The organism is Acinetobacter sp. 778_lipA, assembly GCF_058242985.1.
The window spans coordinates 1,158,043-1,171,227 of record NZ_JBZAYT010000001.1 but is presented as its reverse complement, the minus strand read 5'-3'; the positions used below and the strand labels follow the sequence as shown (position 1 = coordinate 1,171,227).

Genomic DNA, 13,185 nt, shown 5'->3' with positions numbered 1-13,185 from the left:
GTCTAATCAATGTTCATTGTGGAATTATAAAAGAATAATCTTTTAGATATGTATGAATTAATTCTTCTGAATCTACTTCAATTAAATTACAGACAAAAAAAACCCCTCTAAGGAGGGGTTTTCAATAATTATACTCAGTGAGTAAAAATTATTTAGCAGCCGCTTGAGCAGCAGCAACTTCTTCTGCAAAGCTCATTTCAGCTTTCTTCTCAATACCTTCACCTACTTCGAAGCGAACGAATTGAGCTACAGTTGTTGCAGTCGCTTTCAATACTTCAGCAACTTTTTTGTCGTTGTCGATTACGTATTGTTGACGCTCAAGAACAACTTCGTTCAAGTATTTTTCAACTGAACCAGTCACCATTTTTTCAACGATGTTCGCTGGCTTACCAGATTCAATCGCTTTAGCTTCAGCAATTTCTTTCTCTTTCGCGATAAGATCAGCAGAAACATCTTCAGCAGTTACAGCAACTGGGTTGAACGCAGCAACGTGCATTGCAATACCTTTACCAGTTTCAGCAGAACCTGTGTAAGAAACAACAACACCGATTTTTAAACCGTGTTTGTAAACTGCAAGGTTTTCACCTTCAACAATTGCAGCACGACGAACTTGGATGTTTTCACCGATTTTTTGAACAAGCGCAATACGAGCTTCTTCAACAGTTGAACCATCTTCAAGTTTCAATTCAGCAATTTGAGCAGCATCAGTTACACCAGCAGCAAGTGCAGCAGCAGCAACTTTCGCAGAGAAACCAGCAAAGTTTTCGTCTTTCGCAACGAAGTCAGTTTGACAGTTTACTTCTAAAAGAATTGCTTTATTACCTTCTTGAGCAATTGTGATCGCGCCATCAGCAGCAATGTTACCAGCTTTTTTAGCTGCTTTTGCTTGACCTGATTTACGAAGATTATCAATCGCTAATTCGATGTCACCGTCTGCTTCTGTTAATGCTTTTTTGCATTCCATCATTGCAAGACCAGTACGGTCACGTAATTCTTTTACCATGCTCGCAGTAACTGCAGTCATGTTGTTCTCCTAAATACGGTAGAATATGAATCTGTTCAACAAAAACGGCCCAAAGGTTCCTCTGGGCCGCTTTGCTTTCTCGACGCTCAATTTGTCATCATTTTAAATCACAAAAATGACAAGCTTGCGTCAAAACGCATTAAGCCTCAGGAGCTTCTTTCGCAGCTTCTTCGCCTTTAGCTTGAGCATTCGCTTGAGTTTGAGCGTATTCTTTACCAGCAAGAATTGCATCAGCCATTGCAGAAGCATAAAGTGTAACAGCACGGATCGCATCGTCATTACCAGGAATAACGAAATCTACGTTATCTGGGTTAGAGTTTGTATCAACGATACCGATTACTGGAATACCAAGGTTTTTAGCTTCTTTAATCGCGATTGCTTCGTGATCAACGTCGATGATGAACAATGCGTCAGGTAAACCACCCATGTTCTTAACACCGCCTAAAGAGCGTTCAAGTTTTTCCATTTCACGAGCGCGTTCTAATGCTTCACGTTTAGTCAGTTTAGCAAAAGTACCATCTTGTGATTGAGTTTGAAGATCTTTCAAACGGTTGATTGACTGACGAAGAGTTTTCCAGTTAGTCAACATACCACCCAACCAACGGTGATCAACATAAGGCTGACCAGCGCGTTGAGCTTGTTCACGAATGATGTTAGAAGCAGCACGTTTTGTACCAACGAACAATACTTTGTTCTTTTTGCTTGCTAGATTGTTAACAAAATTCAAAGCATCATTTAACGCAGGAACAGTATGTTCAAGGTTGATGATGTGAATACGGTTACGCGCACCAAAAATGTATTGACGCATTTTTGGGTTCCAGAAGCGAGTTTGGTGACCAAAGTGCGCGCCAGCTTGAAGAAGGTCGCGCATGCTTACGTTGTAATCTGCCATTTTCTTTACCTTAAAAGTTTGGGTTAGGCCTCCATATGTCCGCATTCTCCACCCTTTCAGGCACCCAGAGTAATGTGACGACATATGTGCGGATTTTTAAATTACCCTTATCAATATTTCCATAAACCATTCACAAAGAAAGTCACAGAAAGCATTTGATAAATTGGGCGGCTATTTATACCATAGTCACATACAAATTTCCAAAAGTTTTTAAAGATCATGAACAGTACTTACGAAGCGCCACGTCGATTAATCAAAACCGCAGATGAAATTGAAAAAATGCGTGTTGCAGGTCGATTGGCTGCAGAAGTTTTGGATATGATCAAACCGCATATCAAACCAGGTGTCAGTACACTTGAATTGGATACGATTTGTCATGACTATATTGTCAACAAACAAGACGCTATACCTGCATGTTTAGGTTATGGCGCTGCGCCTGGTCGCCCTGCATTCCAACATGTGATTTGTACCTCTGTAAATCATGTGGTATGTCACGGTATTCCATCTGCAAATAAAATTTTAAAGAAAGGCGATATTCTCAATATTGATGTCACTGTGATTAAGGATGGTTATCACGGTGATACCAATATGATGTATGTGGTTGGTGGTGAAACATCGATTATTGCTGAACGTTTGTGTAAAGTTGCTCAAGAAGCAATGTACCGTGGTATGGAAACCGTGAAACCGGGTTCAACCATTGGTGATATTGGTGCGGCGATTCAAAAATATGTTGAATCAGAACGCTTTAGTGTAGTGCGTGAATATTGTGGTCACGGTATTGGTACCGTATTCCATGATGAACCACAAGTCCTTCACTATGGTCAACCTAATTCAGGCATGGTTTTAGAAGAAGGTATGACCTTTACCATTGAGCCAATGGTAAATGCGGGTGTTTGGCAAACACGTTTAATGGGTGATAAATGGACGGTGGTGACCAAAGACCATAGTCTTTCAGCTCAATACGAACATACCCTGCTGGTGACCAAAGACGGTGTAGAAGTTTTAACCGCGCGCCCTGAAGAAGATCTATCTCGTTTTCAAAAATAATGAAAGTCATTGACTAAAATGACTTATACTGCTTAACAAAAGGTCATGTTCATATGACCTTTTGTTATAACTTGAATTTTTCCTTTTCTGCCAAGTCAATGTTTTATCATTGTTTTTAACCGAGATCGTGACTTATTTTTAGCATGTAATATCATGACAATATGATTACAGTTATATTACATATATAAACTTATGATAAATAAAACATTAAAAAAAGAACATTCACTTAAAAAAAGCCTTTGTAAAGACTACATTAATTAACAGCAAAAACTTCTAATAATAAAAACGCATAAAAATTAGTATCAATTACGGACATGGAGTCCAAACCTATGAAAAAACCATTACTTTGCATCATGACCTCATGCATGACTTTACCGATGATGGCGCATGCAGATTCACCTTATTTTAGTCTTAAAGATGGTGATGGGTTTAAACGCTTTTCTGTTTCAGCAGGTTGGCTACATGCAATGCCACAGGGTAACGCTAATCCGATCAAAGTGAATACTGCCGTTGCAGAAGGAACACAATCTAAAGTAGGTGATATTTCTAAAAAGGCAGTTTTAGACGCAGCAGTTAAAGAATCCAATCCTTTTCTTTATGGTGCAATCGGCCTTTTGGGTGACACAATTCCTGGCGCTTTAACGGGCACAGCCACAGTCAATGGTCTATCCAGTTGGACCTCTGAAGGTACTGGTCTAACAGCAAAAGATGTGGATACTTTTGGCCTGATGGGAAACTACTACTTCACTGATAATCTTTCATTAGAGTTTAAAGCAGGTGTTCCACCTAAAGTTGAGATTGAAGGCGAAGGTCAAATCTATGCACCATTGACCGGTAAAGATTCTACACCACTTGGCAGTATTGACTTAAAAAAAGATATTGCGATTACTGATTTAACAAAACATTCAAAAGCAGCATCTGCAACTGCATGGTTGCCAGCGGCAGAACTACATTATCAATTTGGTAAATCTGGTGTGAATAAACTTCGGCCTTATGTGGGTGTAGGTGTCATGTATGCACATTTTACTCACCTAAAAGTCGATAATGGCGCAAAAGACGATCTGATTGCAGCAGGTCACATGATCCAGAACGTATTAGATGGACAGGCTGGAGCAGCATTAGATGGCAAAAAATCATCTGCAAATCCTGTAGTTAAAGTAGAAGCAGATGATGCTTGGGCACCTATGGCCACACTGGGTGCAACCTATGATTTTAATGATCGCTGGTTTGGAGTAGGCTCTGTCACTTATGCACCAATGAGTAGTGATGCGACCATTACCATTTCAGACTCAAATACCAACAAACAACTTGTTACAGCCAAAACCAAAATTGATATTGATCCTCTGATTACTTATGTCGGTGTGGGTTATCGCTTCTAAAAATTAAATTTATTTTCGTTAACATATGCTGACTGATCACTGAAATTTATCGATTGATAAATTTTTATTCTATCGCGAAGTCCCATTGAATCATCTACAATTCTCGCATGATGATTCAATGGATAGCTTATGTCAGCACTATACGACGACACACGTTTCTCTAAACCACTCATTTATATGCTCATCGGTAGTGCTTTTATCTTGGCACTCTCTTTAGGTGTACGTCACGGTTTTGGGCTTTATCTTGTACCCATGAGCCATGAGTTTGGTTGGAGTCATCAGGTTTTTAGTTTAGCCATTGCCATACAAAATCTATTCTGGGGTGCAGTACAACCTTTTACTGGTGCGCTTGCAGACAGATATGGCAGTAAAAAGATTGTTGCAATAGGCGGGGTGCTCTACACCATTGGTCTATTGTTAATGTCTATCAGTTCAAATGTGCTGTTACTAGATATCAGTGTCGGCTTAATTATCGGCTTAGCCCTCTCTGCAACATCATTCTCGGTATTACTTTCAGCCGTAGGACGAGCAGCGCATCCAAGCAAGCGTAGTATGGCAATGGGTATAGCCAGTGCGGCAGGTTCATTTGGGCAATTCATTATGTTGCCCACCACTCTACTTCTCATTAAGAACTTTGGTTGGTCATCTGCGCTAGTCATTACAGCAATACTCATCGTGCTGATTGTCCCATTGGCATGGATGCTTAAAGCGCCTATGTATGTACCGCCAAATGCAATTAAACAAGCGATAAAACCCAATTTAAGCTTTAAACAGATTCTTAAAATTGCCTTTCAGCATAAACCTTTTTTATGGTTAGCCTTTGGTTTCTCGGTGTGTGGATTCCAAGTGGTTTTTTTAGGCATTCACCTACCCGGTTATTTGATTGATCATGGTTTTGATGCATCCACTGGAACGATCTTTCTTGCATTGGTTGGTCTATTTAATATTATCGGAACCTATACCGCAGGTTGGCTTGGTGGTAAGTATTCCAAACCGCATCTGCTTATGGGTTTATATGGTTTACGTGGCGTTGCGATTGTTGCGTTTCTGATGCTGCCATTGAGTATTTGGACTGTTTACGCCTTTGGTATCGTTATGGGGATTTTATGGCTTTCGACTGTACCCCTAACCAATGGCATTGTGGCCAATATGTTTGGTGTGAAATACTTAACCATGCTAAGCGGCCTAGTGTTTTTCACTCACCAAATCGGTTCATTTTTTGGTGGATGGCTAGGCGGTTTAAATCATGATATAACGGGTAACTACAACATCATTTGGGGATGCTCAATTGCCTTGTGTGTAGTCGGCGTTATTGTGCATTTCTTTGTCAATGAAGAGGCTGTGGTTAATGACTAATTCATTCTCGTGGCTCAAGCTCAGTATCTGGTTGGTTATTGTTATTCTGTTCGGGCTGTCAAGTATGCTGTGGTTAAATACGCCTGAATTATTTGAATATTTTAATATGGCTTTTTGTGCGCATTAACCCATTGTCCAATAGCTAGATTAATTGCTTTCTGTCAAAGCCCTAGCTGCTTTTAGGGCTTTGTTTTGTAATAATAAGCAGTTCAACATTTTTTAATTTAGACCTTGTTGAAACAAAGCCTGTTTTGAACCTCACCCAAGATATCAAAAGTTCACTGAAATTCAGCGCTATCTTCTGCAAATAGAAAGCAGACCCGCCTTTCAAACGGCTTTAGTGAAAGGACAATGGTCTGCTGACACATTTAAATCGTATTGATCTAAAGCAGACCAATAGCAACCTTAAAATCAATTTTTTAAGTCGCGACTACGCTTCTCCCAATCTTTATTAGGCTGATTTTCGCGAGTTTACTCGTCCTTGAATCACTGCTTTGATATTATTTTTTGCATAATTAAAGAAAACCTTGAGTGGAGAAAGCTTAGGATTTGGCTTCTTCCCTTCACCAATTGCTTTAAACTGAGCGGCATACCACAGAATTTCCATGATTGCCATTTTATCAACAAAAGGGATACCAGTTTTGATTTGTTCTACTGCATATCGAACATCCTGACCAGCAATCAAGTTGTTGCTGACTTCAGGTTCTACCGCAAGAGGACGTGCAATCCCAATAAATTCACACGCACCACTGTCTAAAGCCGCATTCATTCCTTGCGCTGTACGGAAACCACCTGTCACCATAAGATGACATTTGACTTCTTTACGAATTTTTTCTGCAAAATCCAAGAAATATGCTTCACGTGCAATCGTACTTTGCTTACGTTTATCCGCTTTTGCGCCTGCCATTGCCGGTGCTTCATAGGTACCACCAGAAATCTCAATCAGATCGATCCCTGCTGTATCAATGGCTTTAAATACTTGAACCACTTCTTCTTCTGTGATTCCGCCACGCTGGAAATCTGCAGAGTTCAGTTTGACTGAAATAATAAAGTTTTCTGAGGTTTTAGCACGCACTGCAGCATAAATTTCTAATAAGAAACGCATACGGTTTTCAATCGAACCACCCCATTGATCTTGACGTTTATTGGTCAATGGTGAAAGAAATTGACTGATCAAATAACCATGTGCACCATGTAATTGTACACCTTCAAATCCTGCTTTTTCACAGATCCGCGCAGCTTCAGCAAATCGTTGAATGATATCCAAAATTTCTGCTTCATTAAGTGCACGTGGTGTACCAAATGTCGTCGCCAACATTGGACTAAAAGGCACTGCTGAAGGCGCAACAGTTTCTTTATTGAGCCCTTTTGGACACTGACGACCTGGATGTGATAACTGAATCAGTTGTACCATCCCGTGCTTTTTACCCACATTTGCCCATTCAGTCAGTTTGGCAAGATCACGTTCAGTTTCAACTACAACAACACCCGGCTCATTCTTAGCACGGAAATCAACCATCACATTCCCCGTAATGGCACAACCCAAGCCGCCTTTCCCCCAAGCATCATATAAACCTAAATGCAATTGGTTCGGTTGCCCTGCATGGTTGGCCAATGCTTCACTCATCGCACCTTTAATAATTCGGTTTTTAAATGGTGTGTTTTTTATTTCTAATGCTTGTGCAAGATGGCTCATGGTCAAATCTCTTTAGTGATTAGAGCTTTTACTCTAATTTAAATTTATAATAGTTCAAGCGTAAATCTGACAATGCATTTTGTCAACTTTGTTAATGTGAATATTTTTTAAACTAGACCATCTATACAGCGTTAATACTGACTCGCGGCAATTAATCGCTTGGTATAGTCATTTAAAGGTTTATCAAATAAGGCTTGAGTGTCATGAAATTCGATAACTTTAGCATCTTTTAATACCAGAACTTTCTGACAAAGTGCTTTTACAACCTGTAAATCATGACTAATAAATAAATAACTCATCTGATAATCCTGTTGTAACTGACGCAGTAATTTTACAATCGCACGCTGCGTGGTCCGGTCAAGTGCTGAGGTTGGTTCATCGAGAATCAATAATTTAGGGCGTAATACCACAGCACGCGCTAAAGCCACACGTTGCCGTTGACCGCCAGACAACTCATGTGGATAACGCTGTTTAACTGTTATCGGGAGATCTACTTTATCTAAAATTTCATTGATACGAATCAGCATTTCAGCTTCTTTTAGACGTTGTAGTGTTAAGCCCTCTCGAATAATCTGGTCAACAGTCATACGTGGATTTAAGCTGCTTAACGGATCTTGGAATACAATCTGAAAATTGGATCGAAGTGGACGTAATTTACGCTGGCTCAACCTGTTCAAGTCTTGATTGAGTAGGAAAACATTACCCGAGCATTGTTTAAGTCGTGCGATTGCCAACGCCAAAGAGGTTTTACCAGAACCACTTTCTCCAACAATGCCAATGGACTCAGCTCGATCTAAACGTAAATTGATCGGTTCAACGGCAACAAAATAATCTTTAACTCGATTAAATATCCCCTTTCTTATTGGAAATTTAACCCCAACACGATGCAGAGATAAAACTAAGTTACGTTTATGTGGTAAAGCATTGGCTTCACCAAAATCATGATCCAATAAATATTGGGTATAGCTGGTTTTAGGGTTTTGAAAAATATTTCGAACTGTGCCTTTTTCTTCAACCTGTCCCTGATTCATCACAATCACTTGATTGGAATATTTACGCACCAAATTCAAGTCATGGCTGACTAAAATCATCGCCATTTTATGGTTTAGAATAAGCAGTTGTAATAAGTTTAAAACTTGCGATTGCAATGTAACATCTAAGGCTGTTGTGGGTTCATCCGCTATAATAATTTCAGGCTTTTGGGCCAAAACTGATGCAATCAAAACACGCTGTCTTTGACCACCTGATAACTCATGTGGATAACGATTCAACTTATCCTCAGGTTCTTCCATCCCGACATCACATAATAAATCATAGACACGCTTTCTGACTTTTTCCTTGGACATCCCATCTAAAAGTAAAGTCTCACCAATAATCCGCTCAACTTTATGTAGTGGGTTGAGTGCAGTCATCGGTTCTTGAAAAATCATGGCAATTTTTTTACCACGGATCGCCAACTGCGCATTTTGATTAAGAGACAATAGATTTTGCTCATCATATAACGCTTGCCCAGTCACAGTTAAATTTTCAGGAAGCAAGCCAAGTAACGCCAAACCACTAATTGATTTGCCTGAACCACTCTCCCCGACAATCGCAACAGTTTCCCCAACATGTAGGTCAAAGTTAAGATTATTGACCAGCACCTCTTTACGCTCATTTTCAATATGCAGATGTTGGACAGACAACAACAAAGATTGATCATTTTTGACGTCTTGGATCGAATGCATCGCGTGTCGCCTCCCCAATATAAATCAATAAAGATAGCACCAAGGCCAAAGTAAAAAATCCGGATAAAGCCAGCCACGGCGCATTTAAATTATTTTTACCTTGTAGTAATAATTCACCGAGGGAGGCTGCATCTGGTGGAAGCCCATAACCTAAAAAATCCAATGCAGTAAGTGCGGTGATATTTGCAGTCAGCATAAATGGAAGTTGAGATAAACTTGAACTGATCACATTGGGCAAGATATGTCGGAACATAATCATCAAATCACTCACCCCTAATGCACGTGCTGCTTGAACATAATCTAAATGACGGGCACGAAGAAACTCAGCGCGCACTATACCGACCAACTCTGTCCAGCCAAAAATCAACATAATCAGAAATAGCCAATAGACACTCGGGGTAAATATACTGACCAAGATGATCACCATAAATAAAGTCGGCAAACCACCCCAAACTTCAAGCAGACGTTGCCCAATTAAATCTACCCATCCGCCATAATAGCCCTGTATCGCGCCAACAATAATTCCAATAAATGCAGCAAATAGTGTCAATGCCAAACCAAACAACAGTGATATGCGTAGACCATAAAGAATACGGGTAAATACATCACGCCCTTGATCATCTGTACCTAACCAGTTTTGTGCGCTGGGTGGTGATGGAACAGGAACGGCTAAATCCAAATTGGGAGTTTGGAAGGAATAACGAACCAGTGGCCAAATCGACCAGCCTTTTTCCTCAATCAACTGCTGAACCACCGGATCACGATAATCGGCTTCTGTTTCAAAGACCCCTCCAAAATGTGTTTCAGGATAAGCCTTTAAAACTGGCATGTAATAATGCTGATCGTATTTGACCAATAAGGGCTTATCATTGGCAATAAATTCGGCAGAAATTGAAAGGATAAATAAAACGATAAATACAATGAAACAGACAAAACCCAAGCGATTATTCTTAAATTTCTGTATTCGTGCTTGCATGACCAGTGACATTATTTTGCACCTCTCGATTCAAAATCAATTCGCGGATCAATCACACGATAAACCACATCACAGATTAAACGTAAAATCAGCCCAAATAAGGTTAGAAAGAACAAAGCACCAAAAATCACAGGATAATCACGTTGTTGCACGGCTTCAAAACCCAGCAAGCCTAAGCCATCCAAGTTAAAAATAATTTCAATCAGTAGATTTCCAACAAAAAACACCCCAACCAATACTTCAGGCAAACCGGCAACAATCACCAACAATGCATTGCGAAACACATGTTTATATAACACGTCATTTTCAGTTAAGCCTTTTGCTCGTGCTGCAAGCACATACTGCTTATTGAGCTCTTCCATAAATGAATATTTTGTCAGATAGGTTAAACTCGCAAATCCACCCAGCACCATGGCCAACAAAGGTAAAGCCATGTGCCAAAAATAATCTGCTATTTTTTCAAATAGATTGAGGCTGTTAAAGTTGTCCGAAACAAAACCTTGTAAAGGAAACCATTGTAAATAAGAACCACCAGCAAAAAAAACGATCAACAATATTGCAAATACAAAAGCGGGAACGGCATAGCCCACAGCCAAAAGTAATGAAGTTGATTTATCAAAAAATAAGCCATGTTGTTTGGCTTTTTTAATCCCTAAAGGAATTGAGATTAAATAAATTAAAAAAGTACTCCACGCACCCAAGGAAATGGTGACTGGCATTTTTTCCCATAACAGTTCAGTCACCGGTTTATCTTTAAAAAAACTCGTGCCAAAATCTAAAGCTAAATAGTTTTTTAACATCAACCAGAATCGTTCATGTGCAGGTCGATCAAAGCCATATTGCTGTTTGATTTTATCGACCATATCTTCGCTTAAGCCCTGTGCACCACGATACTCATGGTTATTTACCGAAGATGATAGACCTCCAGCAGTCATATTGACCCCTTGGAAGTTTTCTGCTTGTTGAATCGCTTGTTCAACAGGCCCACCAGGTGCAATTTGAACCACAACAAAATTGATCAAGAGAACAAAGAACAATGTCGGGATGATCAGTAACAGCCTTTTGAGTATATATGTGCCCATTGAAACGATGTTCCTTATGACCTCATGAGGGTAGATATGTCAATTTAAACATCACTCACGTTGAGCCACTGATGTTTTAACCATGAAGATTTAAAATTATGCTTTTTTAAATGCTCGATTTTTTAAATATTGCTCTACTTTTTTCGCTTGATCTGCATCTACCCACCAATACTCTAAACCGAGGGATAATTTTGGTTTAACTTTGGGTTGCTGATACATATTCCAATAAGCATACCAGTTTTTATCATTGCCATAAGTCAGAATTTGATAATAGCCTGCACGTAATACCCGATCCAGTGCTCGGGTACGAAGTACCAATTGTTCACGGTTTGGTGCATAAATAATCTGTTGAATCAGCTGATCGACCACTGGGCTTTTGACCCCCGCATAATTGTAATTGCCCACTTCATCGGCAGCTTTAATGCCCCACATCTGTGCCTGTTCAGCACCCGGTGTTAATGATTGCGGCATATCGATAGCGGTCATCTGAAAATCTAAACGGCGCATACGCTCTGTATATTGTGGTAAATCGACTTGACGAATATTTGCCTGAATCCCAAGTTTTTTTAAATTACGAATATAAGGCAACAAAGTCCGTAGTGCACCATCTTGATGAATCAGAAATTCAATTTGAATGGGGCGACCTTGTCTATCCACCAATAGTCCATTGTGAAAACGATAACCCGCCTTTAATAGCATCGAACGTGCAATCAATAAATTCTGTCGGTTAAAACCACTGGCATCTGAAACTGGGTATTTCCAATCTGCCAATACACCTTGCCGTTGTAATGCGGGCAATTGCTTTAAATAAGGCGTTAAAATTGCAAGTTCTTTCGCGCTTGGTTTTCCAGTCGCAGCGAGCTCACTGTTTTGAAAGTGGCTTTGCAAGCGAATATTTTGACCATATAACAATGCTTTGTTGATCCATTCAAAATCATAAGCATAGGTTAATGCTTGGCGAAAATTGAGATCATTGAATGGCGCCTTTCGGGTATTAAAAACCAAACTTTGCGTGAGCGCTGGTGTTTCAATCTTAGAAATATATTTTTTCACCAAACCTTGTTTTACCGCAGGAAAATTATATTCAGTGACCCAGTTACGGGCATTTTTTTCTTGATAAAAGCGATATTGTCCAGATTTAAACCCTTCAAAAGCGATTTCAGGGCTTCGATAATAAACATATTTCATGCGATCAAAGTTATAACGACCACGATTGATGGCTAAGTCCTTTGCCCAATAATTTGGATTGCGCTTATAGCTAATACTGCGCCCAGAATCAATATGTTCAATCAGATAAGGCCCCGATCCTAAAATCGGTTGCAAGGTCACTTTGCTATAGTCTTTATTTTTCCAATCTGCTTTTGAATAAATCGCAATTTTTGCCAAAATAAAGGGCATGTCTGCATTGTGGTCTGATTTAAATGTCATTTTCACTTGGTATTTAGACAATACCTCAGTCTTGGCTAAATCAGACAAATACATTTGAAAGCCTAGATTGGCTTTACTTTGAATGGTATCAAAACTAAATTTAACATCCTCAGCCGTGACAGGTGAACCATCACTAAAGCGGGCTTTAGGATTTAAATGGAAAATAACAAATTTGGTTTTAACAGGATCATAAGTGACTTTTTCAGCGAGAAGCGGATATAACACACCCGGCTCATCCAGTGAGCTATCCATTAAGCTATCAAATAGATAATTAATCCCTTCAGTTGAACTGCCTTTGCCATTCATACTGTTGAGATTATCAAAGGTGCCTATACTCGCTGTACTGATATAGCCACCTTTGGGTGCATTGCTATTGGCATAAGGCATCGCCTGAGCTTTGTCATACTGTGGAGCATTATGTACAGCAATATATGCTGTTGTCTGTAGAGCAGCATCAACATTTAAGCTTGCAACATATAATCCCAATGCCAGCCCGATCGGGCTGACACATGCAAAACTTAGGCGCATTCCCCTATTTTCCTTTATTCAAAAAATTTTTTGAAATGTTATGCTTTAAA

The 13,185-nt window shown here is 39.6% G+C and carries 10 protein-coding genes and 1 pseudogene; 4 read left to right on the top strand and 7 right to left on the bottom strand.

Annotated elements, in window-relative coordinates:
* Positions 1 to 148: 148 nt before the first annotated feature.
* Positions 149 to 1,024, bottom strand: coding sequence for a translation elongation factor Ts (gene tsf / locus AC4CUY_RS05420; RefSeq protein ID WP_004722025.1), 876 nt, complete (start codon positions 1,022 to 1,024; stop codon positions 149 to 151).
* Positions 1,025 to 1,163: 139 nt separating this feature from the next.
* Positions 1,164 to 1,916: a 30S ribosomal protein S2 gene (gene rpsB, locus AC4CUY_RS05415; protein ID WP_004722027.1), complete on the bottom strand. Its 753-nt coding sequence runs from the start codon at positions 1,914 to 1,916 to the stop codon at positions 1,164 to 1,166.
* A 219-nt stretch (positions 1,917 to 2,135) separates the two neighbouring features.
* On the opposite strand from rpsB, the gene map reads away from it, so the two are divergent.
* From map to AC4CUY_RS05395, 4 genes and pseudogenes are all read left to right on the top strand, one after another.
* Complete coding sequence (map, locus tag AC4CUY_RS05410) at positions 2,136 to 2,963, top strand: type I methionyl aminopeptidase (RefSeq protein ID WP_336953900.1); 828 nt, start codon at positions 2,136 to 2,138, stop codon at positions 2,961 to 2,963.
* Positions 2,964 to 3,292: 329 nt separating this feature from the next.
* Positions 3,293 to 4,342 (top strand): OmpW/AlkL family protein, encoded by a 1,050-nt coding sequence (locus tag AC4CUY_RS05405; RefSeq protein ID WP_490773772.1) that lies wholly within the window; start codon positions 3,293 to 3,295, stop codon positions 4,340 to 4,342.
* Positions 4,343 to 4,471: 129 nt separating this feature from the next.
* The gene (locus AC4CUY_RS05400; RefSeq protein ID WP_336953902.1) at positions 4,472 to 5,698 is read left to right on the top strand and encodes an MFS transporter; all 1,227 of its coding nucleotides are present in this window, start codon (positions 4,472 to 4,474) and stop codon (positions 5,696 to 5,698) included.
* Positions 5,699 to 5,966: 268 nt separating this feature from the next.
* A pseudogene (locus AC4CUY_RS05395) lies at positions 5,967 to 6,080 on the top strand (glutathione S-transferase); the annotation flags it as partial.
* 69 nt (positions 6,081 to 6,149) lie between these two features.
* On the opposite strand, the gene AC4CUY_RS05390 reads toward AC4CUY_RS05395, so the two are convergent.
* The 5 genes from AC4CUY_RS05390 to AC4CUY_RS05370 all read right to left on the bottom strand — a co-directional run bounded on the left by AC4CUY_RS05390 (position 6,150) and on the right by AC4CUY_RS05370 (position 13,135).
* A complete protein-coding gene (locus AC4CUY_RS05390) occupies positions 6,150 to 7,394 on the bottom strand; it encodes an NADH:flavin oxidoreductase/NADH oxidase family protein (RefSeq protein ID WP_336953903.1) in 1,245 nt (414 codons plus the stop codon).
* A 131-nt stretch (positions 7,395 to 7,525) separates the two neighbouring features.
* Positions 7,526 to 9,121 carry a dipeptide ABC transporter ATP-binding protein gene (locus AC4CUY_RS05385; RefSeq protein WP_483770132.1) on the bottom strand — a complete coding sequence of 532 codons (1,596 nt, stop codon included), beginning with the start codon at positions 9,119 to 9,121 and terminating at the stop codon, positions 7,526 to 7,528.
* Complete coding sequence (locus tag AC4CUY_RS05380) at positions 9,093 to 10,109, bottom strand: ABC transporter permease (protein WP_336953905.1); 1,017 nt, start codon at positions 10,107 to 10,109, stop codon at positions 9,093 to 9,095. Before AC4CUY_RS05380 ends, AC4CUY_RS05385 begins: the two co-directional genes overlap by 29 nt.
* A complete protein-coding gene (locus tag AC4CUY_RS05375) occupies positions 10,109 to 11,179 on the bottom strand; it encodes a microcin C ABC transporter permease YejB (protein WP_490773771.1) in 1,071 nt (356 codons plus the stop codon). Before AC4CUY_RS05375 ends, AC4CUY_RS05380 begins: the two co-directional genes overlap by 1 nt.
* 96 nt (positions 11,180 to 11,275) lie before the next feature.
* A complete protein-coding gene (locus AC4CUY_RS05370; RefSeq protein WP_490773770.1) occupies positions 11,276 to 13,135 on the bottom strand; it encodes an extracellular solute-binding protein in 1,860 nt (619 codons plus the stop codon).
* Between the last annotated feature and the right edge of the window lie 50 nt (positions 13,136 to 13,185).

Coding starts and splice junctions, on each gene's coding strand:
- AC4CUY_RS05385 (WP_483770132.1), bottom strand. CDS start 9,121: ATGCATTCGATCCAAGACGTCAAAAATGATCAATCTTTGTTGTTGTCT.
- AC4CUY_RS05405 (WP_490773772.1), top strand. CDS start 3,293: ATGAAAAAACCATTACTTTGCATCATGACCTCATGCATGACTTTACCG.
- AC4CUY_RS05380 (WP_336953905.1), bottom strand. CDS start 10,109: ATGTCACTGGTCATGCAAGCACGAATACAGAAATTTAAGAATAATCGC.
- AC4CUY_RS05375 (WP_490773771.1), bottom strand. CDS start 11,179: ATGGGCACATATATACTCAAAAGGCTGTTACTGATCATCCCGACATTG.
- AC4CUY_RS05370 (WP_490773770.1), bottom strand. CDS start 13,135: ATGCGCCTAAGTTTTGCATGTGTCAGCCCGATCGGGCTGGCATTGGGA.
- AC4CUY_RS05400 (WP_336953902.1), top strand. CDS start 4,472: ATGTCAGCACTATACGACGACACACGTTTCTCTAAACCACTCATTTAT.
- map (WP_336953900.1), top strand. CDS start 2,136: ATGAACAGTACTTACGAAGCGCCACGTCGATTAATCAAAACCGCAGAT.
- rpsB (WP_004722027.1), bottom strand. CDS start 1,916: ATGGCAGATTACAACGTAAGCATGCGCGACCTTCTTCAAGCTGGCGCG.
- AC4CUY_RS05390 (WP_336953903.1), bottom strand. CDS start 7,394: ATGAGCCATCTTGCACAAGCATTAGAAATAAAAAACACACCATTTAAA.
- tsf (WP_004722025.1), bottom strand. CDS start 1,024: ATGACTGCAGTTACTGCGAGCATGGTAAAAGAATTACGTGACCGTACT.